General features: G+C 61.5%; 25 protein-coding genes. 11 read left to right on the plus strand and 14 right to left on the minus strand.

From position 1 onward, the window contains the following. Positions 1-173: 173 nt before the first annotated feature. Entirely contained in the window at positions 174-1,223 is a 1,050-nt protein-coding gene (locus tag AC1D17_RS20605) for a GlxA family transcriptional regulator (RefSeq protein WP_477567181.1), read from the plus strand. 93 nt (positions 1,224-1,316) lie between these two features. Here AC1D17_RS20605 and AC1D17_RS20610 read toward each other — a convergent pair whose 3' ends face one another. The 7 genes from AC1D17_RS20610 to AC1D17_RS20640 all read right to left on the minus strand — a co-directional run bounded on the left by AC1D17_RS20610 (position 1,317) and on the right by AC1D17_RS20640 (position 11,610). Beyond that, positions 1,317-3,323, minus strand: coding sequence for a putative 2-aminoethylphosphonate ABC transporter permease subunit (locus AC1D17_RS20610; protein ID WP_477567182.1), 2,007 nt, complete (start codon positions 3,321-3,323; stop codon positions 1,317-1,319). A 2-nt stretch (positions 3,324-3,325) separates the two neighbouring features. Continuing rightward, positions 3,326-4,498 carry a putative 2-aminoethylphosphonate ABC transporter ATP-binding protein gene (locus AC1D17_RS20615; protein WP_477567183.1) on the minus strand — a complete coding sequence of 391 codons (1,173 nt, stop codon included), beginning with the start codon at positions 4,496-4,498 and terminating at the stop codon, positions 3,326-3,328. Positions 4,499-4,579: 81 nt separating this feature from the next. Next, positions 4,580-5,602, minus strand: a complete 1,023-nt coding sequence (locus AC1D17_RS20620) for a putative 2-aminoethylphosphonate ABC transporter substrate-binding protein (RefSeq protein ID WP_477567184.1) — start codon at positions 5,600-5,602, stop codon at positions 4,580-4,582. 301 nt (positions 5,603-5,903) lie between these two features. Further along, positions 5,904-7,358: a phosphonoacetaldehyde dehydrogenase gene (gene phnY, locus AC1D17_RS20625; protein ID WP_477567185.1), complete on the minus strand. Its 1,455-nt coding sequence runs from the start codon at positions 7,356-7,358 to the stop codon at positions 5,904-5,906. 9 nt (positions 7,359-7,367) lie between these two features. Continuing rightward, positions 7,368-8,630 (minus strand): phosphonoacetate hydrolase, encoded by a 1,263-nt coding sequence (gene phnA / locus AC1D17_RS20630; protein WP_037098527.1) that lies wholly within the window; start codon positions 8,628-8,630, stop codon positions 7,368-7,370. Between the two features lie 19 nt (positions 8,631-8,649). Continuing rightward, positions 8,650-9,852, minus strand: coding sequence for a 2-aminoethylphosphonate--pyruvate transaminase (locus AC1D17_RS20635; RefSeq protein WP_477567186.1), 1,203 nt, complete (start codon positions 9,850-9,852; stop codon positions 8,650-8,652). A 99-nt stretch (positions 9,853-9,951) separates the two neighbouring features. Continuing rightward, positions 9,952-11,610 (minus strand): Na/Pi cotransporter family protein, encoded by a 1,659-nt coding sequence (locus tag AC1D17_RS20640; protein WP_477567187.1) that lies wholly within the window; start codon positions 11,608-11,610, stop codon positions 9,952-9,954. A 111-nt stretch (positions 11,611-11,721) separates the two neighbouring features. On the opposite strand from AC1D17_RS20640, the gene AC1D17_RS20645 reads away from it, so the two are divergent. Continuing rightward, positions 11,722-12,597, plus strand: coding sequence for a LysR substrate-binding domain-containing protein (locus tag AC1D17_RS20645; RefSeq protein WP_477567188.1), 876 nt, complete (start codon positions 11,722-11,724; stop codon positions 12,595-12,597). 173 nt (positions 12,598-12,770) lie between these two features. Then, positions 12,771-14,333, plus strand: coding sequence for a D-aminopeptidase (locus tag AC1D17_RS20650; protein WP_477567189.1), 1,563 nt, complete (start codon positions 12,771-12,773; stop codon positions 14,331-14,333). Between the two features lie 154 nt (positions 14,334-14,487). Here the strand turns inward: AC1D17_RS20650 and AC1D17_RS20655 are convergent, their stop codons facing one another. Next, entirely contained in the window at positions 14,488-15,678 is a 1,191-nt protein-coding gene (locus tag AC1D17_RS20655; protein ID WP_477567190.1) for a calcium-binding protein, read from the minus strand. 378 nt (positions 15,679-16,056) lie between these two features. Between AC1D17_RS20655 and AC1D17_RS20660 the strand changes: the two genes are divergently transcribed. The 8 genes from AC1D17_RS20660 to AC1D17_RS20695 all read left to right on the plus strand — a co-directional run bounded on the left by AC1D17_RS20660 (position 16,057) and on the right by AC1D17_RS20695 (position 20,694). Then, positions 16,057-16,368 carry a hypothetical protein gene (locus AC1D17_RS20660; RefSeq protein ID WP_477567191.1) on the plus strand — a complete coding sequence of 104 codons (312 nt, stop codon included), beginning with the start codon at positions 16,057-16,059 and terminating at the stop codon, positions 16,366-16,368. 9 nt (positions 16,369-16,377) lie between these two features. Beyond that, positions 16,378-16,761 (plus strand): hypothetical protein, encoded by a 384-nt coding sequence (locus AC1D17_RS20665; RefSeq protein WP_477567192.1) that lies wholly within the window; start codon positions 16,378-16,380, stop codon positions 16,759-16,761. Positions 16,762-16,770: 9 nt separating this feature from the next. Further along, complete coding sequence (locus AC1D17_RS20670; RefSeq protein ID WP_264222040.1) at positions 16,771-16,938, plus strand: hypothetical protein; 168 nt, start codon at positions 16,771-16,773, stop codon at positions 16,936-16,938. Positions 16,939-16,948: 10 nt separating this feature from the next. Further along, complete coding sequence (locus tag AC1D17_RS20675) at positions 16,949-18,346, plus strand: APC family permease (RefSeq protein ID WP_477567193.1); 1,398 nt, start codon at positions 16,949-16,951, stop codon at positions 18,344-18,346. Between the two features lie 58 nt (positions 18,347-18,404). Then, positions 18,405-19,100: a hypothetical protein gene (locus tag AC1D17_RS20680; RefSeq protein ID WP_477567194.1), complete on the plus strand. Its 696-nt coding sequence runs from the start codon at positions 18,405-18,407 to the stop codon at positions 19,098-19,100. Positions 19,101-19,110: 10 nt separating this feature from the next. Next, a complete protein-coding gene (locus tag AC1D17_RS20685; protein ID WP_477567195.1) occupies positions 19,111-19,365 on the plus strand; it encodes a hypothetical protein in 255 nt (84 codons plus the stop codon). Between the two features lie 118 nt (positions 19,366-19,483). Then, the gene (locus AC1D17_RS20690; protein ID WP_477567196.1) at positions 19,484-20,149 is read left to right on the plus strand and encodes a L,D-transpeptidase; all 666 of its coding nucleotides are present in this window, start codon (positions 19,484-19,486) and stop codon (positions 20,147-20,149) included. A 14-nt stretch (positions 20,150-20,163) separates the two neighbouring features. Then, on the plus strand, positions 20,164-20,694 hold the full coding sequence (locus tag AC1D17_RS20695) for an OmpA family protein (RefSeq protein WP_477567197.1): 531 nt from the start codon (positions 20,164-20,166) through the stop codon (positions 20,692-20,694). Positions 20,695-20,853: 159 nt separating this feature from the next. Here the strand turns inward: AC1D17_RS20695 and lhpI are convergent, their stop codons facing one another. Genes lhpI through AC1D17_RS20725 form a run of 6 tightly spaced genes read right to left on the minus strand, consistent with a single transcriptional unit; the run spans position 20,854 to position 26,855 of the window. Beyond that, on the minus strand, positions 20,854-22,542 hold the full coding sequence (gene lhpI / locus AC1D17_RS20700; protein WP_477567198.1) for a cis-3-hydroxy-L-proline dehydratase: 1,689 nt from the start codon (positions 22,540-22,542) through the stop codon (positions 20,854-20,856). Positions 22,543-22,550: 8 nt separating this feature from the next. Next, the gene (locus tag AC1D17_RS20705; RefSeq protein ID WP_477567199.1) at positions 22,551-23,552 is read right to left on the minus strand and encodes a 4-hydroxyproline epimerase; all 1,002 of its coding nucleotides are present in this window, start codon (positions 23,550-23,552) and stop codon (positions 22,551-22,553) included. 15 nt (positions 23,553-23,567) lie between these two features. Then, on the minus strand, positions 23,568-24,809 hold the full coding sequence (locus AC1D17_RS20710) for an NAD(P)/FAD-dependent oxidoreductase (protein ID WP_477567200.1): 1,242 nt from the start codon (positions 24,807-24,809) through the stop codon (positions 23,568-23,570). Beyond that, positions 24,809-25,531, minus strand: a complete 723-nt coding sequence (locus AC1D17_RS20715) for an amino acid ABC transporter ATP-binding protein (RefSeq protein ID WP_477567201.1) — start codon at positions 25,529-25,531, stop codon at positions 24,809-24,811. The genes AC1D17_RS20710 and AC1D17_RS20715 overlap by 1 nt, the downstream gene beginning before the upstream one ends. Further along, a complete protein-coding gene (locus tag AC1D17_RS20720; protein WP_477567202.1) occupies positions 25,524-26,177 on the minus strand; it encodes an amino acid ABC transporter permease in 654 nt (217 codons plus the stop codon). The genes AC1D17_RS20715 and AC1D17_RS20720 overlap by 8 nt, the downstream gene beginning before the upstream one ends. A 12-nt stretch (positions 26,178-26,189) precedes the next feature. Then, positions 26,190-26,855 carry an amino acid ABC transporter permease gene (locus tag AC1D17_RS20725; RefSeq protein WP_477567203.1) on the minus strand — a complete coding sequence of 222 codons (666 nt, stop codon included), beginning with the start codon at positions 26,853-26,855 and terminating at the stop codon, positions 26,190-26,192. Between the last annotated feature and the right edge of the window lie 22 nt (positions 26,856-26,877).

Here is a 26,877-nt window from a genome sequence, read left to right on the forward strand (position 1 = left end):
GTAGCGACGCAAAATGTAACGTCTCGAAACCACTTGGCCGTTAGAATGTCATGCTATCGAGCCCGAGGGGCAGAAATCAACATATTGCGGTGACCGATCGTGAAGATATGTTGCATAATGTAACTTTATGCCGCAAGATCGATACACGATGTTACACGCAGGAGAAAACATCAATGCAACCGGTCTGCGAACGAAGCCATTGGTTTACATTCTATCTGCTCGATGGTTTTGCGTTGCACAGCTTCTCCTCGGCTATCGAGGTACTCCGGCTGGCAAATGACGTGGCTGGCCGCGTGCTGTATCAATGGCATGTCGTCAGCAAGGATGGCAAACCCGTCGGGTCGAGTTGCGGCACGTATATTGCAGCCGATCGCGCACTTTCCAATGAACGGGAATGGCACAGCAAGATCGAACAGCCCAGGATGGTCGTGGTGTGCGGCGGGCTTGCCCTGCCGCCTGTAGACCGGGGGCTCGAGGCCTGGCTGCGGATGTGCCGGCGAAGCCGCGCCCCGATTGCCGGTCTGGTGGGCGGTCTCTATAGCTTGGCACGGGCGGGGTTGCTCGATGGGCGCCGCTGCGCTGTCCACTGGCAGCATTATCCCGATTTCAGCGAGCGATTTTCCGAGGCGAAGGCCTGCCAGACGACATTCGAGACGGACGACAGCCTTTACACCTGCAGCGGGGGAAGCGCGGCATTCGATATGTTTCTCGGCGTCGCGTCAGCGGATTTTGGCCAGGAGGTTGCAAATCGCATCTGCGAGGTGGCCCTTCTGGACCGGGTACGCGAGGCGGGTGAGCGCCAGCGTCTCCCCCTTCAGACCCGCGTCGGGATCGACAATGCCCTTTTGATCCAGATCATCGAGCGCATGGAAGCAAACCTCGGCGAACCGTGGAATCTCAACGAGATATCGCTGGGCATCGGGCTTTCCCGTCGTCAGGTGGAGCGAATGTTTCGCCGTGAAATGGGATGGTCGCCAGCGCGTTACTATCTCAACATGCGGTTGGAGCGTGCGCATTTGCTTCTTGTGAATTCGTCTTTGCCTGTCTTCGAGATCGCCGTCGCCTGCGGCTTTTGCTCGGCCTCTCATTTCTCCCGGACCTACAGGGATACCTACGGCTCGACACCGCAGCAAACCCGTATCGCAGCCATGGAGCGGCACCGGCCAGCGCAGCAAAGTTCCGCAGAACGCCACCGTCTGCCACAGGAAAGCCGCGTCGCGTGAGATCAACGACACGGCGCGGGCAAGAAAACAGGCTTCCCCCTTCGTCACCAACCGATGACGCCCGCCACCGGTCTCACCGGTAGCGCGGAGCGCTCACCGCCAGGCTTGTGTACGGGCAAGCAGGCCGCGGGCGATCAACGCGTGGATCAGCTTTGCCGCCACATTGGTGTAGAAGATCATCATACCCATTGCCGCCGCCGGCGCGATGTCGCCTGCATCGTCCATGTTCAAGACGGCGACCGATGCCAGCTTGGTACCCGTGGAATAGAGAAAGACCACCGCCGAAACCGTCGTCATCGCGTTGACGAAGAGATAGATCGCGATGTTGAGGATCGCCGGCAGGCAGACCGGCACGGTTACCCGGAAGAACAGCCGGTGGAAGGGCTGCTTGAGGGATGCGGCGACGGACTCGAATTCCGGGTCCATCTGCTTCAGCGCCGTCAGCGCCGTCAGGTGTGCGACCGTATAAAAATGGGTCACGGTGCAGACGACGAGGATCGTCATCGTGCCATAGATCGAGTGGAACGGATTGTCCGGATTGTTGAAGAAGAAGATGTAGGCGAGCCCCAGAACCATGCCCGGCACGGCCATGGGCATCATCGCCAGGAAATGGAAGATGCCGCGGCCGGCGGGGAACCCATCCGCCTTTTCGACCATATAGGCCCCGGTGAAGACGACAAGCGAGCCGAAGAGCGCGGTGAGCAGGGCAAGCTTGATCGAATTGCTATAGGCCGCCCAGCCGCCGCCATCCATCAGGTCAAAGGCAAAGTTCTTCGCCGTCAGTGTCAGGTCGTAGGGCCAGAATTTCACAATGGCCGCGATCTGGCACATGGTGATCATGCCGAGGATGAACAGACTGACCAGGCTGCAGAAGGCAAGGCACAGGCCATCCAGACGCGCATTCGGCTTGGGCGCATAGGGCACGGCCCGCGCCGAAAGCAGAGCCACCTGACGCTTCTGCATGCGGCGGTCGACGGCGAAGGCCAGGATCGCAGGCACCAGCAGGATGACGGAGACGACCGCGCCCATCTCGAAGTTCTGCTGGCCGATCACCTGTTTGTAGATATCGACGGCCAGCATGCCATATTGCCCGCCGATCACTTTTGGCAGGCCGAAATCGGTAATGACCAGCGTGAAGACGACGAAGGCGGCCGATACGATGCCGTAGCGCGCGCCGGGCACGGTCACAGTCGTAAAGGTGCGCCACTTGCTGGCTTTCAGTGATGCCGCCGCCTCGTAGTGCCGCGCATCGGCGACGGAGAGCGCCGTCAGGATGATCAGAAAGGCATGCGGCAGGGTAAAGAAGACCGAACCGATGACGATGCCGATCGGACCGTAGATGGAATGGCCCATCAGCCAGTCCTTGAAGACACCCTGGTTGCCAAAGAGATAAACGAGCGCAATCCCGGGAAGAAGCGACGGCACGAGGATCGGGATCGTGAGGATGCCGCGGAAAAGACCTTTAAGCGGCATGCAGCTTCGCGTCAGCCCATAGGCAAGTGCAAAGGCGATCGAGATCGTCACTGCCGTACTGATTGTGGCCATCAAGACCGAATTGTAGATTGAGCGGGCAAGCGCCGGCGTCGAGAAATAGGTCTTGAAGTTGTTGAAGCCAAGCCCGCTGGCCGGGCGCAGCACGACACGCCGGAAGGTGCCGGAATCGTATTCGCGCCATTGYGTGCCCTTCTCCAGCGTTGATCCGACGAGGAAGGCCGTATGATCCGATGTACCGCGAATGCGGTAACGTACCGGGCTGCGGAAATTGAAATCCTTGAAGAATTTGGTGGCGGCGAGCCGGCCGTCGGAACTGGTGGCAAGCTCACTCTCCGCAACGGACCCGAGCTCCCGGTTGAGGGCGTCCGCAGTAACGGCCGCGCCGAAGTTCCCACCCGTCTCGTCGCTGACCTGGAACTCGAAGGCGGCAAGATCGAACCGGTAGGTCGAAAACGACTTGGACAGCATGATGGAAAGCGGCGCGCCAAGGGCGACAATCAGGTAGAGCCCGATGACGGCCATGAAACCCATCTTGACGAGGTCGTCGCGGGAGGCTTCCTGCCGGAGCCTCTTGCCAGGCTGTGCGTGGTCGATTGCGAGGCTCATCGTCATGCACCCCGCGGAAAGAGCAGCAGGCGTTCCTTCGGTATCTCTACCTGGATGACGCCGCCCGTTTCGATGTTCAGCCGGCGCACCGCATTGACGGAGAAGTCGGCGACGAGCGTCCGGTCGCCGAGGCGCGGCGCGGTCAGCCGCGTGCGCCAGAACATGCCGAGGAATTCCATCTCCTGCACTTCGGCATCGATGAGGTTTTGCGGCGTCACGGGCCGGTCAACGGAGTTGACCGCGTGCGCCTCGGCGCCGTGCGGAATGATATCGACGGGGCGCACGACGGCGATTGGCGTATCGCCCGCCGCGAAACCGAGTGTCGAACAGCTGAAGGCGGAATGGACGATCTCGGCCTGCCCCGGCGACGTAACCTTGGCTGGAAACTGGTTGGTCTCGCCAATGAAGTCGGCGACGAACAGGGTTTCGGGATGGCGATAGATCTCGGTCGGCGAACCGACCTGTTCGATGACGCCGTGGTTCATCACGACGATGCGATCCGCCATGGCAAGCGCCTCTTCCTGATCGTGCGTCACCATGATCGTCGTGACGCCGAGCTTGCGTTGCAGCGCCTTGATCTCGTGGCGCAGATGCACGCGCACCTTGGCATCGAGCGCCGAAAGCGGTTCGTCGAGCAAAAGCAGACCGGGGGAAATCGCGATGGCACGGGCAAGCGCGATACGCTGCTGCTGGCCGCCGGAAAGCTGGGCCGGATATTTCTTGCTCTGGGCCGGAAGACCGACCGTCTCGAGCAGTTCCGCGACGCGCGCCGCGATCTCCGCCTTCGAGCGGCCGGTGTTTTCCAGGCCAAATGCGATGTTCTGCTCGATGGTGAGGTTCGGGAAAAGCGCGTAGGACTGGAAGACGATGCCGTAGTCCCGTTTCGAGGCCGGCAGGACCGAGATATTCCGGCCATCCTGAAGGATGGTGCCCTGGCTCTGCAGATCGAGGCCGGCGATCGCGCGCAGAAGGGTCGTCTTGCCGCAACCGGAAGGCCCAAGGAAACAGACGAACTCGCCCTTGGCAATGCTGAGCGAAATGTCGTGCAGTGCAACGAAATCCCCATAGCTTTTCCAGAGATCGCTGATCTCCAGATAGGGGGACGGCTTTAACGCCTGGTCAGCGCCACGGGGGATGCTCGTTGGTGTCGGTTCGATCGACATGGCATGTCTCATCTGCAAGCTCCGCTGGCTGTCAGGAAAATTTGGACAACGCGCCGGGTGGGGCGCGCTTGCGCCCCACCCGGCTGGTCGAGCTCAGCTCTTCGGTTCAGACTTCGCGTCGTAACGCTTCTGCCATTCCTTCAGGATGGTGGCACGATTGTTGGCAGCCCACTCGAAGTCGTTGTTGATCATCTTTGACGCGATGTCGGAAGGCAGGTGTTCGACCGGCTTGGCGACGCCCGGATAGGCAACGACAGCGTAACCGGCATTGTACATCTCGTTGGCTTCCTTGGTGACGGACCAGTCGACCAGGGTCTTTGCCGCATCGAGGTTCGCGGTGCCGGCGATGATCGCGGTCGCCTCGGCTTCCCAGCCGGAGCCTTCCGACGGGAAGATGATGTCGATCGGAGCACCGGCACTCTTGGCCTTGGAGCCGGGGAATTCGAAGGACACGCCGATCACCGCTTCGCCGGCGCCCGCCATCTTGCAGGGCTTCGAGCCCGAATGCGTGTAGCTTGAGATATTTTCGTGGAGCTTGTCCATGAAGGACCAGCCCTTCTCCTCGCCCCACATCTGGAGCCAGCCGGAGACGTCGAGGAAGCCGGTGCCGGACGAGGCCGGGTTCGGCATGACGATATGGCCCTTGTATTCCGGCTTCGTCAGGTCAGCCCAGCTCGTGGGCTCTTTGAGGCCGAGCTTTTCGCCCTCCACGGTGTTGTAGCAAAGGGCGGCGACATAAGCGTCCATGCCCACCCAGCTCGGCGGCGTGTCCTTGTCAACGAACTTCTTGTCCAGCGCCGCGGCACCTTTGGGCTCGTAGGCCTCCAGCATGCCTTCGGTCTTCAGAAGAAGCAGCGACGTCGCCGCCAGCCCCCAGACGACGTCGGCCTGCGGGTTGTCCTTCTCGGCGAGCAGCTTGGCCGTCATGACACCAGTGGAGTCGCGAACCCAGTTGATCGTGATGTCGGGGTGGGCCTTCTCGAAGGTCGCCTTGTACCGATCGAGATCGACAGCCTCGACGGCGGTGTAGACGGTGAGCTCGGTCTGAGCGGATGCGATGAGCGGAAACGCTGCGGACATGGCGCCGGCAAGCAAAAAGAGCATGCGTCTGTTCATGATTGAAAATCTCCTCTGAAGGCCTGGAAAAACCGGGGAAGCGTGATGGGCAATCTAGTTGCTGCCGTTCTCTCATCGGCTTCAGGGGGTATTTTGCGCACGGGTTTTCAGTAAGTAAAATTTATTATTCTTATCGTTTGGTAGATAAAATCTATATCAAATCTGCCTCGCAAACAGGCATGTCATCGCCCGTTGATCGTGAAACAGGCAGGTCCTGCGCTACTGGGCGGCAGCACAAATAAAAACGGGAGCCGCACGGAGGCAGCTCCCAGAAAGGGTGATCCCGAAGGGGATACCGAGATCACCAGGGCAGGGAAAACGTCTTGACGTTGGTAAAGCTCTTCATCGCCTCGATGACGCCTTCCTTGTAGCCGTTGCCGGAATCCTTGATGCCGCCGAAGGGAGACATTTCGATACGGTAGCCCGGCACCTCCCAGATGTTCACCGTTCCGACCTTCAGTCCCGCGATGTATTTCTGCATGCGGCGGAAGTCGTTGGTGCAGACGCCCGACGACAGACCGAAGGYCGTCGAGTTGGAGAGCGCTATCAGGGCGTCGTCATCATCAGGCGCGCGAACAATCGGGATGATGGGAGCGAAGGTTTCCTCCATCACCAATTCACTCGAATGCGAAACGCGATCGATCACGATCGGCGGCAGCAAGGCGCCCCGCCGGCCCGGATTGTAGAGGATATCCGCCCCCTCTTCCGCCGCCTGATGCACACGCCGTTCGAAGATTTCCGCGGCGCCAGCATGCACGACCGTGCCCAAGTCCGTTGCACGGTCCATCGGATCGCCGAACTTGAGCTTCTTCGCCCGCTCCAGCACCAGCGGCACGAAGCGGTCGGCGACGCGCTCCTGGCAGAGGATGCGCTTTACCGCCGTACAGCGCTGGCCGGAGTTCTTCGTTGCCCCTGCCACCGCCAGGTCCGCGGCTCTAGCAAGATCGTCGTCCGAGAGATCATTGAGGATGATCAACGGATCGTTGCCGCCGAGTTCGAGAACCTGGCGCTTATAGTGCGCGTTGGCCGCGATCAGCTTGCCGACCGGCACGCTGCCGGTAAAGGTGATCAGGTCGAAGTTCGGGTTGGTGATCATCTCCATGCCGATGTCGCCCGGCCAGCCGGTGACGACGGACAGCATTTCCGGCGGAAGGCCAGCCTCGTAGAGAATATCGGCAAAGACCAGCGCCGTCATCGGCGTCAGCTCTGTTGGCTTAAGCACCATGCAATTGTTGGTCGCAATGGCAGGCGCCACCTTGTGCGCCACCATGTTGAGCGGGTGGTTGAAGGGCGTGATCGCCGAGATGGCGGTCAAGGGTTCTCGGGTGGTGAAGATCTTGCGCGCCTTGCCGTGCGGGGTCAGGTCGCAAGAGAATATTTCGCCGTCGTCGTGAATGCACATCTGCCCGGACAGTGTCAGCACGTCGAAGGCGCGGCCGACCTCATAGAGCGAGTCCTGCTTGGAAATGCCCAGCTCCAGCGTGATGAGATCGGACATCTCCTCCTTGCGGGCGACCAGCAGTTCGGCCGCCTTCAGGAGAATACGCTGCCGCTCGTAGCGCGTCAGCTTCGGCTGATACGCAGCCGCGATCTCGAAGGCCTTGCGGGCATGCTCCGCATTGCCGGCCGGGACGGTGCCAATGACGGCATCGTTCCAAGGATAGTGCACCGGGACGACGCCCTCAGTGTCGACCCTCTTGCCGGCGATCCGCATGGGCTCATGACGGATCGCGAATGTTGTTTCCACCTTTGTCATTCTCCGCTCCTATTGGGCCGGCTGCGCTGCGGCGACGAGCGCGTAGTAGAAGGCGTCGAAATTCCGCAATGTGCCTGCGGAAAGAAGCTCGGGCAGCTGACGGTTGGCGATGAAGGGAACCTTTTGCTCCGTCAGGCCGCCATGCGAGCGCAACGGCTCGTTCAGCGCGGCAAGATCATGCCGGTGCTCGCTGGTGCCGAGTGTCTTGTTCTCGGACGAGACCAGCACGATATCGCCGATGCGGTCGTCCGGCAGCTCGAAGCGCACGCAGGCTTCCGGGCGCGAAAGCACGACATCGATTCCCTCGATCGCCTTCAGCCGTTCGATGATCTCTTCCTTGTCGGTGCCTTCCGGCAGATAGGCCGTAGCGAAGGAGCCGAGGGCGCCGTGATGCACGACATAAGGGTCGGTGATCGGCAGGATGACGCGGGCGGCGTCCTTGCCGAGCCATTGGTCAAGCAGGTCCTGCACGTAGATCACGTCTGGAGACCCGTCCGCCTTGTGCTTCGGCTTCATGCCGTGGTCGGCCGTCACGATGATCGCCGCGCCAAGTGCATCGAGTTCGGTCAGGTACTTATCGAACATCTCATAGAAGGAATTCGCCTGCGGCACGCCGGGGGCATATTTGTGCTGCACATAATCCGTCGTCGTCAGATACATGACGTCCGGACGGAATTCCTTGAGCAGTTTTACGCCGGCAGCAAAAACGAATTCCGAGAGTTCCGCCGAGTAGACTTCCGGCACCGGCCGGCCGAGCCAGGCCGACGCGTTCTCGATGCCGTGTTCCGCCTTGGTCGATGTGTCGGACTTCTCCGAGGAGAAGCAGATGGCCCTTCCCTCGTCGAACTTGAGGCCGTGGCCGAGCAGCGCGCGCAGCTTGTCCTTCGCCGTCACCACAGCGACCTTGGCGCCGGCATCGTAGAAGGCCTTGAAGACGGTCGGCGCGCGCAGGAAGCGCGGGTCGTTCATCATCACTTCCTTGCCGGTCGCCGGCTCATAGAGATAGTTGCCGCAGATGCCGTGAATCGCTGGCGGGCGGCCTGTCGCGATAGACAGGTTGTTCGGGTTGGTGAAGCTCGGGATGACGCTGAGCGCAGTGCGCTCGGTGCCTGTCTTGCGGATGCGCGCAAGGGTCGGCATCAGGCCGGCCTTGATGGCCTCATCGAGATAGGCCGGCTCGCAGCCGTCGAGGCAGATGGCGATGGCCGGGACATTCGGCCAGGGATAGGTGCGCCGGTTGGCGGTGACGGTGATCTTGGATATCTGGTTCATCGGAAGTTCCATCCTTCGTTTAGGCCGCGAGACGGCTGCGTTCTTCAAGGGCGATGGCCGGCGGGGCGGCATTGTCGACACCCATTTCGGCAAGCGAGGAGCGGGCGGCTTCGACCACGCGGCGCATGACATGTTCGTCCATGCGGCCGATGCAGCCGACGCGGAAACTGTCGACAACAGTCAGCTTGCCGGGGTAGATGATGAAGCCCTTGTCCTTCATCAGCTCGTAGAAGCGATCGAAGGAGAAGGCCGGGTGAGCCGGGCTGAAAAAGGTGACGATGATCGGCGACAGCCAGCGGTCGGCGAGAAGGGTTTCGAAACCCGCCTCCCGCATGCCGGCCACCATGACGTCCCGGTTGCGGGCGTAACGCGCGCCCCGGGCCGTGACGCCACCTTCCTCGCGATGCAGGCGAAGCGCCTCCAGGAAGGCAGCAACGACATGGGTCGGCGGCGTGAAGCGCCACTGGCCGGTCTTGTTCATGTAATCCCACTGGGCATGTATATCGAGGCTCAGCGAATGGCTGCGGCCCTTGGCAGCTTCCAGCTCACTCTTGCGGGCGATGACGAAGCCGAAGCCCGGCACGCCTTCGATGCACTTGTTGGCGGAAGAGACGATTGCCTCGTAGCGGAAATCGGCAAGGCCGGCCGGTACGGCACCGAAGGCGCTCATCGAATCGACCAGCAGTTTGCGACCGCTGGCGTAAACCGCGTCGGAAATTTCCTTGAGCGGGTTAAGGATGCCCGAGCTCGTTTCGCAATGTACGACGACGACATGGGTGATCGCCGGATCGGCATCGAGTGCTGCGGTGACTTCCGGGCCACGCGGCGGCATGTAATCGCCCTTGTCGATCGTCACATGGTCGCGGCCGAGATAGGCGAGCGTCTGGGCGATGCGCTTGCCATAGGCGCCATTGCTCAGCACAAGCACCTTGCCGTCGCGGGGAACGAAGCTGCCGAGCATCGCCTCGACCGAGAACGAGCCGCTGCCCTGCATCGGGACGCAATCGAACTCGCCCGCCGCATCGCCGGCAATGTCGAGAAGCTGGCGGCGCAGGTCAGCAGTCATCGCGCGGAAATCTCCGTCCCACGAACCCCAGTCCCGGAGCATCGCTTCCTTGACCGCATAGGCTGTCGTCAACGGGCCGGGGGTCAGCAGGTAGGGCTCGCCGAGCCTCGGCGTTTCCAGTGGCGCGATGGTTTTGTCAGAAGCGGTGTTTGGCATTGTCCGTCCTCGCGTTTGAGTATGTAGAGGACAATGCGGCGGGAAGACGTATATGTAAAATCGTTCTTTTGTATAAATCTATCGATTTCACTTATGCAATTACGCGGCCGTTACGAGACGGCTTTCCAAGAGGTCGCCGGTCTCCCTCAGGCGAGGATAGGCCATGGTCGTGACCAGCGAGTTGACCTCTTTCAGGGCGCGGACGATCTCCAGATGCATATCGCTCGACTGGATGCTGGCGGCTATTCCCTGGCGCAGACGCTCCAGATGGCTTTTGCTGCTCTCGTCAACAAGACGGCGCACATGTTCCTTCTGCCGCACCATCTCGCGGGCAATAATGGGATCGGGCGAGACGAGCAGATTGGCGGCCAGCTTCACGTTGGAGAAGACGGCTGCATGCAGCAACATCAGTTCGCGCCAGCCTGCCTGCGAGAAGGCACCGGCTCCCTGAAGCCGTTCCTCCGCCATCTGCAGAAGACTTTTCGCAACAACGTCGCCGGCATATTCGAGGTGGATGGCCGCCTCGGTGAGTTCTATTCCGCGCCGGGACTGTTCGTCCGTCAGAATCCCGCGGTTGACGGCCGCGACATAGAGCTTGATGTCGCTATGGGCGCGATGGATGTCACCGTCGATGCGGCGAAGCGCAGTCACCGTCTCCGGCGCCGGCGTTTCAATCACGCCCATGACCGGTTCGAGCATGCGGACAATGAGGTTGCCCATATGCAGCACCTCGCGTGCCGCAGCGGCGAGCGCTTGCGCCGGATTTCCAATCAGCGAGTGATCGAGTGCGCTGACATGCATCGAGGGATCAGCACCCTGTTTCCCAGCAGCATCGGGATCAAGAAGCCGGACCAGACGGGCCATCGGCCCGCAGCACACCACCCCCAAAAGCACGAGTGCGGCGTTGAACAGGACATGCAGGTTGACAAGCTTTGCCGCCACCGTTTCGCCGGGAAGCCAGGAAAAAGGGAGATGGACCGAAAACAGCGCAAAAACAGCCGCGCTGAACAGCATCCGGAAAAGAAGGTTGCCAAGCGGCAGACGCCGTCCCTCCACGGGAAGGCCACGTGTCAGCCAAAGCGCGATGAGGCCGCCACCGAGATTGACGCCGAGGATAAGCGGAACACCGACATCCAGCGGCACCAGTCCCTTGGTGGCGAACGTCAGGATGAGCAGAATCGTTGCAACACTGGAATGCAGCCCCCAAGTGAACACGGCGGCAACGATCGTCACCGTCAAGGCGTCCCTGCTCAGAAAGGCGATCGCCGACGGCAGCAAGGGGCTTTGTGCCAGCRGCAATGTCGCATGCCCGATCATCTGCAAAGACAGGAGCAGCAGGCCGATGCCGAGCACGGCCCGGCCGATTTCCACGAATTTGCGCGCGCGGCTCTTGAGATGCAGCAGTCCGCCGGCAACGATCAACAACGGTGCCAGCCAGTGCAGATCGAAGGTCAGGATCTTGACGACAAGCGCCGAACCGAGATCCGCGCCCAAGAGTACCGCGAGGCCAACATCCAGTGCCAGCGCCCCGCTGATGGCAAACCCGGCTGCGAGCATCGCAACGGCCGTCGAACTTTGCAGAGCGATCGCGATCGCGCAGCCATAGGCGGCTGCACGCGGCCTGCCGCCCGCACCACCGACAGCGCGTGTGACGACGTCACCGCACGCTGTTTCGACACCATTCTTCACCAGACTGACGGCGTAGAGCAGAAGGACGGTGGCGGCGGCGAGCTCGAGGGCGACGGCCGAAAGGGACATGGACGCGCTCCGGAAAGGACGAGATTGCGCAAAGTATCGTTTGCCTCTTTACATAAATCAAATCGTTCGTTTTGATGGTTTCATTGTCTCAACTTATAGAATGGAACGCTCATGCGCTACGTCCAGCTCCGTGCCTTTCACAATGTGGCCATCCATGGCGGCTTTTCGCGGGCCGCCGAAGCGCTGTTTCTCACCCAGCCCGCCGTTTCCGATCAGGTGCGCAAGCTCGAGGAGGAATACGACATCCTGCTCTTCAATCGAACCAAGAAGCAGGTCACGCTCACTCAGGCCGGCCAACACCTTCTCGAAGTCACCCGGCGCATGTTCGATGTCGAACAGCAGGCGCTCGACCTGCTGTCGGAATCGCGCGCGCTGCGCGCCGGTAAGCTTCGCATCGTCGCCGACGCTGCGCACCATCTGCTGCACATCCTCGCAGCCTTTCGGCGGGCGTATCCAACAGTTCAGGTCTCGATCGATGCCGGCAATACGGCGACGGTGATTACCAGCCTGCATGCCTACGAGGCAGATATCGGCGTCCTTGGCGAAATCCCCCAGGCGGGCGAATTCGACGTGCTGAAACTGAATTCCACCCCGATCATCGCTTTTGCAAGCGTGGACTATCCCCTGGCTCATCAGGGAAAGGTGACCTTTGCCGAACTCGCAAAACATCCCCTGGTCATGCGTGAACGGGGTTCCAAAACCCGCCAGAAACTGGAAGCAATGGCGGCTCAGTGCGGGGTAATGCTGACGCCTCTCATTGAAGCGGAGGGCCGCGAAGCGGTTCGCGAGATCGTGGCCGCGGGCGGCGGGGTCGGCTTCGTCTCGTCAGCCGAATTCGGCCAGGACGCCCGGCTCGTGCCGATCCAGATCGACGCCCCCGAAATGTTGATGGACGAGGCGCTCATATGCCTGCGCGAACGAAGCAATGGCAAGCTCGTCAGCGCATTCTATGCGATAGCCCGAAAACTGGCGAAAACCTCGGATTGAACACGAAATAATGCCGGCCGCACGCGGTAAAAGAGACGAGGCAGCAGCAGAAAAAAGCTGCACGGAGAAGGCGTATTCCGGTAGGAGAAAAATCCGGACTTGAGAAACGGACATCTCCAGCCGGCCCATCCATGGACGCGGGCGCATCAGCGGAACATTACAGAAAGCAGACTATGGCCACGATCGACGGCAAGCAGCTCGAAGCGGAAATGGATACTCTTCCTGCGCGGTTTCAGGGACCCGGCGGCGTTGCTGCAGTCATCAGCAAGGGGCAGGTTGTCGCGCGGCGAGCCTGGGGATTTTCGGATCTCGATGAACAACGCCCCATGACGCCGGACACCCGGCTTCCGATCTGCTCGATCTCAAAGCAGTTTACCTGTGCAGCGATGCTGGCCGTTTGCGAACAACCCGAGGTTCTGGATGAGCGGCTTGCGGCGCATCTGCCGTCTTTCGAGGGCCTTTTGCCGTCCGTGCGCGACCTCTGCAACAACCAGTCGGGCCTGCGCGACTACTGGGCCTTGACCGTTCTTCACGGCGGCCGCGCGGAACAGACTTTCGCACGCACGGACGCGGCAGAGGCTTTCGTCAGGATGCGCACCGGCCACTTTCCTCCCGGCACGCGCTATTCCTACAACAACGGCAATTTCCGGATTCTTGCCGACCTGCTCGAAAGCGTATCGCCAGAACCGCTCGAAGCGCTTTATGCCCGGCACATCTGGCAGCCGGCCGGAATGACCGGTGCGATGCTGACGGCCGACACCCGCTACCCGGAGGACGGCGTGGTCGGCTATGAGGGCAATGACGCCAGCGGCTACCTGCCGGCGCAAAACGGCATCTATTGGAGGGGCGATGCCGGCATCTCCGCTTCGCTCGACGATATGATCGCCTACGAGCGCTGGATCGATGCCACGCGGGACGACCCGGACAGCCTCTACCAGCGGATCGCTACGCCGCAGACCTTCCGCGACGGCAATGCCGCCGCCTATGGCTTCGGGTTGCAGCATTTCCGCGTCGGCGATTTCGCCTTCACCGGTCACGGCGGCGCGTTGCGCGGCTTTCGCGCATACCGGCTATCTTCGACCGAGGCGCGGCTCTCGGTGGTTGTGATGTTCAACCACCATGGCGACGCGCATGGTGCGGCCAACAGGCTGCTGCGGACGGCGCTCGGCCTGCCTCATCCCGTGCCGCAACGCCTGCGGGAAAACTGGGCGGGGCAATGGATCAGTGCCGAAACCGGCCTTCTGGCGCGGCTGGAGCCGGGATACGACAAAGTCGGCCTGCGTTTCGGCACATCGGCCGAGGCCTTGACGGAAACGCCAGACGGCGGCCTTGCGTCCGAGACGGTGAGGATCGTCCGCGAGGGCGAGGATCTGCTGATGCACCGCCCGCACGAGAATTTCGCCGAGCGTCTGGCGCCGGTCGCATCGCCTCCGCCGGTTGCGGACGCCAGCATTGCGGGACGCTACCGCTCGGCCGAACTGGATGCGGATATCGTCATCGAATGCCGGGATGGCGGCACTTACCTGTGGGCCGAGGGCTATCTCGGCAACGGGCGGCCCGAGATCGTCCATCCGGCCGGAACCGATCTCTGGATCGTCGTGACCCGCCGCTCGATGGACGCGCCGGCGCCGGGAGACTGGACGCTGCACATCCTGCGCGATGCGGAAGGGTGCATTATCGGGGCAACGCTCGGATGCTGGCTGGCGAGGGGGATCGAGTATGTCAAATGCCCGTGAGCGAATTTATCGTCGCCATGCGACACGCGGCCGGCCAACTCCTTCGATCCCGGTGAGCTGAGCCGTCGCTCGGAGCCCGGACCGCATTTTCATGCTGGCCCAGGACCCCAAGCCGCCAGGCAGTGGATGCCGGCGGGGCCACTGCTGCCCCCGGTTAAGCGAACAGGAAATCGGCGCCGGTGAAATTGGCGGCAGTCAGATTATCGTTCGGATCATCGACGAGCGCTAGGAACACTTTCCCAACAGCGTCGTAGCCTTTAATGAGAACTCCCCCGGTCGGATCGTCGTAAGCATAAACCGTTCCAGCCGCGCCGGTGCTCGAAAATTGCCGGATACCAAGTTTCTCCAGGACAAGAATATCGACGCCATCTTGAAAGTCCATAATGGTGTCCTGCCCGAGGAAAGCACCGGCCCCCTTGAACACAAACCTGTCGGCATCGGCACCGCCCCACAGCACATCGGCCCCTGAATCGCCGAAAAGGACATCCTGGCCTTCATCGCCTTTCAGAACGTCATTGCCGTCACCGCCATAGAACAGGTCATTGCCGATGCCCCCGCTAATGACATCGGCGCCACCCTCGCCGCTTATGCTATCTGCGCCGGCATCGCCAAAGGCAATGTCAGCCCCCCCACCCAGCTCGATTCTGTCGTTGCCATCGCCTCCGTGCGCCTCGTCAATGCCCGCCTCGGAATCGATGGTGTCGTTTCCCTTGCCCCCGGAGAGAAAATTGTTACCGGCTCCGCCATCGACACTGTCGTCACCGTCGCCGCCGAGCACCCGATCATTGCCGGTTTGCCCTTTCAAGATATCGTTTCCGCCTTCGCCGTAAATCAAATCGTCACCGGCTCCGCCGCTAACCGCTTGCTGTGTTATTTGGCCGGTGGCGGGATCGACACGCTCTGCAAATCCGTCATTTCCAGAGCCGGCGTAGATCACATCGTTCCCGTCACCGGCGTCGATATACTCTTCACCCGCTCCACCATAGATCGTGTCGTTGCCGGCACCGCTGAGTATATGGTCGTGACCCTCGCCACTATCGACGAAGTCGTCGCCTATGCCACCGTCGAAAATGTCGTTACCGAGGCCGCCAATGAAAGAGTCGTCGCCCGGACCGCCATCAAAATTATCCTTTCCATCGCCACCTTCGGCATAGTCATTTCCGGGACCGGCCTTGAAGAAGTCATCGCCAAGCCCTCCGTAGAGCCTGTCATTGCCGTCGCCACCGTCGAGATAGTCGTTGCCGTCATATCCCCACAGTATGTCGTCGCCGGCGTAACCGTAAATGGTATCGGCCACGTTGGTGCCGTACAACACGTCGGCCAGCAGAGTTCCGTTGAGAATCATTGCCCATTCCCCTCGTGATTTAAAGGCAGATCGCGCCGCAACGCGGGGTCGCGCTCGGTCTAGGCTTTCAATCGGCGAACAAGCTGCTTTAAGGACCGCGCAGCGCCGGACAGCTGAAAACTAGAAACATGAGTTTTGGCTAAAATAACACCTGCCCCCCCGATTGACAACGGAGACAGAACTGCCCGGCGCATTCCCGCGCTTGCAGCAGGTCGCAAGGCGTCGACCGGGCGGACGTCGGTGCCTTCTTTTTTCGCAAATGCGACATTTTGGCGCATCGCTGCCTTGACCAAGTGGCCGGGGCGCAATATTCGTTGGAGGAAAATATTTTGCCTTTAAGGCAATATTGGACATGAAAGCGTATTCTGGGAGGGACGCATGATAATCCAAGAGGCGGGTGCCGATATGCACCTCGCGACGCGCATCGACCGGATGCATTCGCGTGACAGAGCAGGATTGATTGTCTTCATAACGGTGCTGTGGTGCACGATGGTCTTCGCATTGGTGACGATCTGGCCCTACATTTCGCTGCCGGCCATCCGCATCATCCTGACAGCCGCCTGCGGCCTGGTGCTGGTGTTTAACACGGCGGCCATTGTGGCGATGCTTCGCCACTACCACGAAGACAAGCATTTCATTTACGGGCTCGACCTCAAGCATCTCGACGAGATGCGCCGTCGCCGGCGCTAGGAGGGGATCATGGCTTATAAACCTCCGAAACAGAGCTTTGCCGGGCAGATTTTCGACGTCATCACCCTTTTGGTCCTGACCGTAGGTGCGCTCTATCTCCCGCTCTATCTTGGCCTCGCAGGTGCGGCCAAGACGCCTGCCCCGATCGCTAATCCCACATGGGAGGCGCTTGGCCAGAATGCCACCGAGCAGCAGCAGTGGGCAGCCCTTGGCCTCACCGATCCGGCGGCGGCCAACGACATCGTCACCGCCCGTTTCGACTATTCGTTCAGCTGGATCGCCCTTGTGGTCATGGCCATCCTGGTGATCGGATATTTCGTCATGGTGGTCAGGCTGTCGGACAAGGAGTACCGCGACGTGATCGCCGAGCGCTTCGGCGCCAAGAGGAAATAGGGGGCACCAATGGATATCTGGACTGTTCTGGAATACGCGGCCTGGGCCCTTTCGGCGCTCTTTGCCCTTTTGATGCTCTCCGACATGGTCCGCATCGACACGACCTACGACAACGAGCTGCTGACATCATCCCGCGAGGGCGAGATCGAAGCGGCAGCCGAACGTCACACGCTGTGAGGGGGCCGAGATGGTAGACACGAAAATCACCTCCGGCCAGCCTGAACGGCTGCAGCTTTTGCGCGTTCTCGGCCCGGCTCATATCTGGGCGCTCGGCGTCGGCATCGTTTTGGTCGGCGAATATATGGGATGGAACTTTGCAATCGGCAAAGGCGGCATGATTGCCGGCCTGATCGCCTGCTGGGTGGCCGGCCTGCTTTATACATGCGTGGCAATGATCGATTCCGAAGTGACATCGACGGTCGCTGCAGCCGGCGGCCAGTATGCGCAGGCCAAGCACATCGTCGGCCCGCTGATGGCCTTCAATGTCGGGCTGTTCCTGGTCATGGCCTATACGATGCTCGAGGCTGCCAACGCCATCACCATCGGCTTTCTGCTCGACACGGTGGCCGGCATGCAAGGTCATGCAGGCCTGCACCAGCAGCCGTTCATCGTTCTCTGCGTCATGTTCCTGGCATGGTTGAATTATCGCGGCGTGCTGGCCACGCTGACATTCAACCTCGTCATCACCGCCATCGCCTTCATGGCCATCATCGCCCTGTTCCTGTCGGTGCAGTTCGGCGTATCGAGCGTACCACTCGATTTCTCGGCGGTGACGACCGACCCCATGCCCTATGGCTGGATCGGCATTCTCGCATCCCTGCATTTCGGCCTCTGGTATTACCTCGGTATCGAAGGAACCTGCCAGGCGGCCGAGGAAGTGCGTTCGCCCGCCCGCTCGCTACCCTATGGCACCATGGCAGGCATCATGACGCTGCTGATCGCCGCAACCATGACCTGGTACGTCTGCTCGGGACTGATCCCGTGGGAATATCTCGGTCAGGCCGGAACGCCGCTCTTTGATGCAGCCCGTGTGACGGGCAATCGCGGCCTGATGGTTCTCCTGTTCATCGGCACGATGTTTTCGACGCTTGCCTCGGCAAACGGCTGCATCAACGATGCCTCGCGGGCCTGGTTCTCGATGGGCCGCGACCGTTACCTGCCGATCTGGTTCGGAGCGGTGCACCCGGTCTATCGCACGCCTTACCGCTCGATCATCTTTCTCGTGCCGATCGCGCTGATCTTTGCGCTCGGCGCGCCGCTGGATCAGGTCGTCACGTTCTCGATTCTCTCGGGATTGCTGGGCTACACGTTCATGACCTTCAACATGGTAATGTTCCGCAGGAAATGGCCGCTCGACACGATCAAGCGCGGTTATGTCCATCCCATGCATCCCCTGCCGACGATCGTACTTCTGATCCTCTGCGCCACCGCCTATGTCGCCGTGTTCCTGGGCTACGGCACACAGCTGATCGCCATGGTCAGTTTCTACATCATCGCATCGCTGTGGTTCCACTTCCGGCGCTACCGCTTCGTGCGCCGTGGCGATCAGTTCACCATGCCCTGGCCGCGCCCGGAAGGCTATTGATAGGAAAGATCCCGCAGCCGGTCGACGGCTGCGGGATCCAAGCCCGGAGGGACCAGGGTTGACGATCTACTACCTGTTCAGCGTCTTTGTCCTTTTGGCAGCCGTCTGGCTCATCCGGGCCGCCATTGGTGGACATCGAGCCGCGATGCAACAGCGCAGCGGGTTGCTCGATGAAGCACACGGCCTGCTCAGCGAAGCCGGTATGACCATTGCACCGGACCGGTTCCCCATCGTCACCGGGCGGATCGGCGACGGCCGCCATGTCAAAATCGAGCTGATCGCCGATACGATGGTGACACGCCGTCTGCCGCAACTCTGGCTGAAGGTAACGTTACTCGAAAGCATGGTGCGCGACGGCCCGTCGCTGGGCGTGCTCGCGCGTCCGACCGGCTCGGAATATTACGCGCTGGTTCACGGCTTTTCGGAATGGATGACGCCGCCCGAGATGGGGATGTCATCGCTCATGCGCGGCGACGGGCGCGCCACGGCGGAACAGGCGATAATCGCCGGCCGGCATTTTCAGCAGCTGTTTGCCGATCAAAAGGTCAAGGAGGCCGTGATGACCCCCAAGGCAACCCGGCTTGTCTATCAGGCATCGCAAGGCGAGAGGGCGGCGCACATGTTCCTGCGGCAGGCACGGTTTTCCCTCGACAGGGTTCCTGCCGCAACGATCGCACACGCCATTGCGCTGACGGCAGGCCTGAGTACGATTTACGCCGAAGCAGACAGGCCACCTGTCGCTAAAGTTGCTTGAAGGGCTGCATGTGTCGAAACCGGTAAACCCCTATTTCGTTCTGCTCCTGGCGATCATCCTGCCCGGTGCTGGCCATGTCGCCATCGGCGAGGCACGCCGCGGGCTGGCATTCGCGCTGTTCGTCCTGTTGTTTTCGTTCCTGACCTACATGACCACGACGCCCGAACAGTCCTTTATCGGGCGGCACGCGGGCGGCTTGTTCATCTGGGCACTCTCGATCCCGGACGCCTATCGCCGGGCACGGGTTCGTTTTTCGATCGGATGAGGCGAGATGTCTCGCGCAGACACGCAAAAGTTTCGATGCCGCCACGTTTTCTGTTGTGGCAATCGAAAAATCTGATTTACTGGCGCTCCGCTAGTTGGCTTTTGGGGGATATTTGCCGATGGTGTCGACCCGCAGGGATGTTTTGCTTGGTGGCTTGGCGTTACTTGGCGCCAGCACGGTTCAGAAACCGGCATTCGCCGCATCATCTTCATATTTTTCCGGCACCGCCGTTGATAATGGCGTGACCTTTCGAGCGACCAACTTCGCCAAGATCGACAAGCAGTGGCACCGCCAGGTTGTCAAATATTTCAGCACCGAGCCGATCGGTACCGTCGTTGTCGATACAAGGCACCATTTTCTCTACGTGATCATGGAGAACAAGACGGCCATCCGCTACGGCGTCGGCGTCGGCCGCGAGGGCTTCAAATGGTTTGGCCGTGCCACGATCGACAATAAATCGCTTTGGCCGCGCTGGACGCCGCCGCCGGAGATGCGCAAGCGCCATCCCGAGCTGCCCGAATTCGTCGACGGCGGCTCGCCCAAAAATCCGCTTGGCCCCCGCGCCATGTACCTGCTTCGCGACGGCGTCGATACCGGCTACCGATTCCACGGCACGCTGGAGCCGGGGAGCATCGGCAAGGATGCCTCCAGCGGCTGCATCCGCATGTTCAACGAAGACGCCATCGACCTTTACCAGCGTTGCCCGATCGGCACCGCCGTGCAGGTTCTGCCGCATATTGCCGACCAGGCCCCCCAGGTCAGCGACGCAACCCCGGTCGAATAAGGAAAATCACCTCGATGTCTGCTACGACCGGTTTCACGAGGCGTCTTGCCGCCGCGGCCATGCTCCTGGCGCTCGCCGCCTGCAACACCACTGATATCGCCTCTGTCGAGGAACCGGCTGCAGTGCCGATGACCGGCCAGACCAACGATCCCGCGCCCGGTTTCGAGAACGTCGCAGCTGGCAGCGAAGAGGATTTTATCCTCAATGTCGGCCGGCGGGTCTACTTCACGCAGGACTCAGCCAAGCTCGATTCCGTCGCCTTGGCAACGTTGGATAACCAGGCCGCGTGGCTCAACAGGAACCCGCGTTGGCTGCTCAAGCTGCAGGGGTTTGCCGACGATTCCGGATCCGCGTCCAAAATGGAGGCGCTTTCGCAGAAGCGTGCCGATGCGGCGATGGCCTATCTCGCCTCGAAGGGCGTGGACGCCGGGCGCATGTGGGCCAAGGGCTATGGCAACGACCGCGAAGTCCGCGACTGCACGGACCGCTCCTGCAAGGTGCAGAACCGCCGCGTCGTCACCAATCTGCGCACTACCCGCGACTGACTCCGACTGCGGGATCAGAGCGGACCCTGTCTGAAACTTCGGTTTTTAGGGGTTGAGCCGTTCGTCAAAAAGCCGGAAGTCCGGTCGAGCTGCTGGCCGGCCCGAGGGCGCGCAGCCAGGCATCTCCATCGCAACGCATGATTGTTCCCCCCTGACCGGTCAGCTGGCTGATCGCAGCCAGCCGGGGAGACGCGCCGGGACGCGGCCGGTCAGCGCTGCCTCGACGCAATCAGCAAGGTTGCTGAAGCGGACCACCCGGTTGCTGAGACCCGGGCCGTAATGGGCGTATTTTCCGGAATTGGTGATGAGCGTTCGGGTGCTGCCGGGGAAAACCGGCTCGCTGATCGAACACCAGCAGAGATCGGGCACGACACGCACGCCGCTCTCCTCGAGCCTGCCGAGCGTGCCGTCTTCGCGCGCCTTGGCGATGACCTGATGACCTGCCGTGACGATGACGGCGACATCAGGGTGACGCTTGCGCCCGGCAAGTGCGGCAGCCAGTGCCCGGCATTCACCCAGCGAGGCATGGGGGCTGCCGATGGCCACGAGCTCGACCTGCTCCGGTCCCGAATTCAGCCGTGTCCAAGCCTCAGTCATATCGGCACGGGTGATCGTCTTTCGTTCCGCACCAGCCATTGCGGCCTCACCGGCTTCGGGCGTCACGCCTTCGACGTGAAGCATTGGTGCGGCGGAGGTGGTTCCGAAGGCGGCGCAGAGCGCCTTGAGGCCGTCTGCCGAGGGTTGCGCGGAGCCGAGACCCCGCAGCAACGGAATGCGGTCAGGTGCAGCGTGGCCGGCCAGATAGCCGATCAGCGGCCAGAAGGCATCATCGACATTGTCAGGCAATTCGACATCGATGATCGACCGGGCCTTGCGGTTTTCCGTGAGATAGACGCCTGAGAGCGGTGCGCGTCCGGTGAGAGCGATGCACAGGTCGAGGAAATCCGGATGCTTCGGCGTGCGGGCGCCGAGCACCGAATTGGCAAAGATCACGGCATTGGATTCCGCCCATGCAATCGCTTCGCCCGCCTGTGGCGCGCTGGCCAGAAGATAGGGAGCGCAGGTAAAGGTCGGACGGCAACCCATGCGGACATAGGCATCGGCGAGCCTCGCCGCCGGATCGCCAAAGGCGCTGGGCACACCTTGCGCCCGCCAGTTGGCATGATCGACCGAGATCGCATTCATGGTCGTCGGCACGCGAACCTGTGCGCCCATTTCCGCCATTCTTTCGGCGAAGACCAAATTGGCCGGGCTGGCATAGATGCAGCCGTCGATGTGTCCTTGCGTCACATCCACCAGGCAGTTTGCGCCCTGCTGGGCAGCCATGGCGCAGATGATGCGCATCGCCTGCTGGATCGCCTGCCCCTGCTCGCCCGCCAGCATGGCACGATCGGTCTCGCTCAAGTCGAGCTTAGCCATGCGCGGCGCTATGACCGGCAGCGTCACGCCGTCCGCCTCGATCGACGTCGCGGTTATCCGCGCGGTTCCGGCACGCGACAGAGCTGCGAAGCTCTGCGGTGCGAGACGAAGTACGGGAAGCGGTTTTTCGAACATTTCGGCGGCGATCAGCGCGCCCAGCGTCAGCACGTCTTCGGCTTCGCAGAACACCAATGCTGCCGGCGCCCGTCCCGTCAGGATAAGATCCAGAAGCACGCCCGATCCGGTGCAGGAACCCCGGCTCGAGGGCATCATCAGGATGCCGCCGGTCAGACAGACGCCATGGAGGGGATGATGCACGTCGATGACGCTGCCGGTCGATGGCGAGACCCCGCCCCAGAAACTCAGGGGCTCGGCTGACGCGATGATCGGCCCCTCGGCGTTACCGCCGAGGATGCTGGAAGCGTGCATCGGATCACTCATTTGACGACGAAACCATGGGCAAACGGATCGCGGTCGTCGATGAAGATCGTATTGATACCGGTCATCCGGGCCCAGCCGGCGATCGAGGGGATGATGGCATCGCGGTCAGCAACCTTGGTGGCAGCTTCGACCCGGCCCTTGAACAGCGAGCCGATGATCGACTCGTGGATGAATTCRTCGCCGACAGCAAGCTTGCCCTTGGCTGCCAGCTGCGCCATGCGCGCCGAGGTGCCGGTGCCGCATGGCGAGCGGTCGATGGCCTTGTCGCCATAGAATACGGCATTGCGGGCATGGGCGGTGGCGTCTGTCGGTTTGCCCGTCCACTGGATGTGGCTCAGCCCCCGGATTTCGGGATGCTCGGGGTGAACGAAGTCGTATTTTTCATTCAGCGCGGCGCGCAGCTTGGGGCTCCAGCCAATGAGTTCGCCTGCCGTGTGATCGGCCATATCGCGAAAATTCTTCTGCGGCTCGACGATGGCGTAGAAATTGCCGCCATAGGCGACATCGACGACGATTTCGCCCAGGCCTTCGACTTCAGCCGTCAGGCCCTCGGCATAGAGGAAGCCGGGAACATTGGTCAGGCGGACTTCCTCGACGAAACGGCCCTCCTGGCGATAGGTGATATCCACCTTGCCGGCGGGCGCGTCGATCGACAGCTTGCCGGGCTCGCGCGGCATGATCAGGCCGTTCTCGATCGCCATCGTGATGGTGCCGATGGTGCCGTGGCCGCACATCGGCAAGCATCCGGAGGTCTCGATGAAGAGAACCGCGACGTCGCAGTCGGGGCGGGTCGGCGGATAGAGTATCGAACCCGACATCATGTCGTGTCCGCGCGGCTCGAACATCAGGCCTGTCCGGATCCAATCGAATTCCCGCAGGAAATGGGCGCGCTTCTCCAGCATGTTGGCGCCCTCAAGGCGCGGGCCGCCGCCGGAAACGAGGCGGACCGGATTTCCGCAGGTATGCCCGTCTAGGCAGGAAAAGGTATAGGTGGCCATGGTGAAGGACCTTTGTCAGAAGCGTTGAGGCGAAAAGGATGCAATATCGATCGTTGGTGTTTTACCAGTCAACAGGTCGACCACCAACCGGGCGGTTCCGGCCGATTGTGTCAGGCCAAGATGCCCATGCCCGAAGGCGTGGATGACCCGCGGCGTCGCCCGCGAGCGGCCGATGGCGGGCAAGCTGTCGGGCAAGGAGGGGCGGAAGCCGAACCACTGCGTACCCCCTTGCGTCTTCAGCCCGGGAAGAAAATCCTTGGCCTTCTTCAACATGGCTTCCGACCGGCGGAAATTCGGCGGCAGTTCCAGCCCGCCAAGCTCGACGGCGCCGCCGACGCGAATGCCGGTCGACAGACGCGTGACGACAAAGCCGTGACCGCCGAAGGTGACTTGTGTGCGTAAGTCAAACGCATCGGCCGGCAGCGTCGTGTTGTAGCCGCGCTCGGTTTCCAGCGGAATACACTCATTAAGGCTGCGGGCGATACGGTGGGAAAAAGCCCCTGCCGACAGCACGACCTGCAGTGCGCGGCGGATTTCGCCGCCTTCGCTCATAATCTCAACTCCGCCTTCGACCGGCCGCAGCGCCGTGACGTTGGCGCGCTCCAATATACCGCCCATGCTGCGGAAATGATCCGCCAGCGCGAGCGTATAGAGTTTCGGATCGGCGATCGAGTACCAGCCCGGCGTGAAGGTGCCGTGGGTGAAGCGCGCTGCAAGCCCCGGCTGGATTTCCGCCATGCGGGAGGCATCGACGTGATGGAACTCGATGCCATGTGCTTCGCGGACCCTCCATCCGGGCAGCGCCGCCTTCAGCTCCGCCTCGTTTTCATAGACCTGGAGATTTCCGTCCTTGCGCAGCATGGGCAAGGTACCCGTCTGCTCTAGGAAGTATTCGAGCTCGGCTTTCGAAAGATCCATCAATGCGGTCTGTGCGGTCGTCGACCGGGCGACCTGCTCAGGCGAGCAGGCCCGCCAGAAGCGGAACATCCAGGGCGCGATCTTGAGCGCGTAGGCCGGCGGCACGGCCAGCGGGCCCAACGGATCGAGCAGCCATTTCGGCGCCTTCTTCAGGATACCCGGCGAGGCAAGCGGCAGGATATCTGTAAAGGCGAAGGCCCCGGCATTGCCGGCGGATGCGCCGGCAGCCGGCCCCTCGCGGTCCAGCACGGTAACCGTCATCCCCCGCGCCTGGGCGGCGATCGCCGCCGAGAGCCCGACAACCCCGGCACCGATGACAATGACGTCCGGATCAGCCATTACCGGACGCTCGCAAGGAACGCCTGGGTATCGGGATGCTGCGGTGCTCCGAAGAGCTGATCCGGCGTGCCGATTTCGGCCATGACACCATGATGGAAAAAGGCGACCCGGTCGGAAACGTCGCGGGCAAAGGCCATTTCATGGGTGACGCAGATCATCGTCATGCCCTCTTCCGCCAGCATTTTCAGCGTATCGAGCACTTCGCCGACCAGCATCGGATCGAGCGCCGATGTGACTTCGTCGAACAGCATATATTCCGGTGACATCGCCAGCGCCCGGGCAATCGCCATGCGCTGCTGCTGACCGCCCGACATCCGGTTGGGATAGACCGACAGCTTTTCGCGCAAGCCGACATGGGTCAGCTGTTTGACGGCGATTTCCTCGGCTTTTTCTTTCGCAAGACCAAGAACCTTTCGCGGCGCCAGCATGACGTTTTCCAGGACAGTCAGGTGCGGGAACGCGTTCCACTGCTGGAAGACGATGCCGACCTTGCGGCGCAGTTTGTTGAGATCGGTGCCCTTGGCGTGGACATCCGTGCCGTCAATGGTGATCTGCCCCGAATTGATCGGTTCCAGTCCATTGATGCAGGTTAGCAGCGTGGATTTTCCCGATCCGGATCCACCGATGATGGTGACCACCTCACCCTTGTTCACAGTGAGGTTGATCCCCTTCAAAACCTCCAGCGCGCTGAAGGATTTGCGGACGTCTTTAATTTCAATCATTGGGGGACCACCGTCTTTCGAGATACCCGCCGAGGCGGGCGATGGGGAAGCTGATGACGAAGTAGATTACGCCGCAGATCAGAAGGATGAACAGCGGCTCCTGCAGGCGGGTGACAAGAATCTGCGAGGCACGCAAGAGCTCGATGAGGCCGAGCCAGAGTACCAATGCGGAATCCTTCATGACGCCGAGCGTCAGACCGATCCAGGCGGGAAGCGAAACGCGCGTGGCCAGGGGCGCTACGATATAGCGCATATCCTGCCACCAGGTCATGCCGAGCGAGCGCGCCGCGCGGCGTGTCGTCGCCGGAACGGCACCGATGCCGCCACGGATGATCTCCGAACAATAGGCTGCGGTGTAGAGCGACAGGACCACGCAAGACGTGGTGAAGGGCGCCCATCCAAGCTTGGCGATGGATTGCAACGCGTTGCCGAGCACGAGCTGGATCAGCAGCGGCACTGAGCGGAACACGTCCAGCACGAGGGTCAGCGGGGCGGACCAGATGCCCCCCAGCTGAACACGCAAGACGCCGAAGATAATCCCAAGCACGGTGCCGGCGGTCACAGACACAGCAGTGACCGCGAGGGTCATCGCTGCGCCCTGGGCCAGGAAGGCCAGATCACTCCAGGTGAGGGCAGTATCAAACATCTCTCACCTCTCTCAATACTTAAACATGCGCGTGGCAACCAGACGGGCAGCCAGCGTCACGAGTTTCGCAATGATGTAGTAGATCACCGCGGCAAGGGCGAAGAATTCAAAGGTGCGGAAGGACCGCGCGTTGAGCTCCTGCGTGATGCCCGCCAGGTCGGTGTTCATGCCGACGGTCACGCCGAGCGACGTCATCAGGATGGCCCAGACCATCTGGTTGGTCGCCGGCAAGAAGGCGACGCGCAACATCTGCGGCAGCACGATCAGCCGGAAGGCCTGAACCGGCGTCATGCCAAGCGACCGGCCGGCACGGGCCTGGGTGTCGGGAATGGCCTTGAGCGCACCCCGGAAGTTTTCCGCCAGATAGCCTGCATTGTTGAAGGCAATTCCGATCAGAAGCGCCGTATAGGGGCTGAGATGGATGCCGAAATTGCCGAGCCCGAAATGGGCCATGTAGATCTGGAACAGCGCTGGCGTATTGCGCGCGATCTCGACCCAGGTGGTCGCAAATCCGCCGAGGATGCGATTGCCTGAAAGGCGAAACGCCGTCAGGGCCAGGGCAATTGCCAGCCCGAGAACCATGGACAGAAGCGCGATCTGCAGCGTGACCACAGCGCCATCGAGCATMTGCGGCAGCGCCTTGAACGCCTGGTTCCAATGAAAGGTGTAGTTCAACATCGCCGTTTCATCTCCTGAAGAA

Source organism: Pararhizobium sp. P1_E7, from assembly GCF_056405855.1.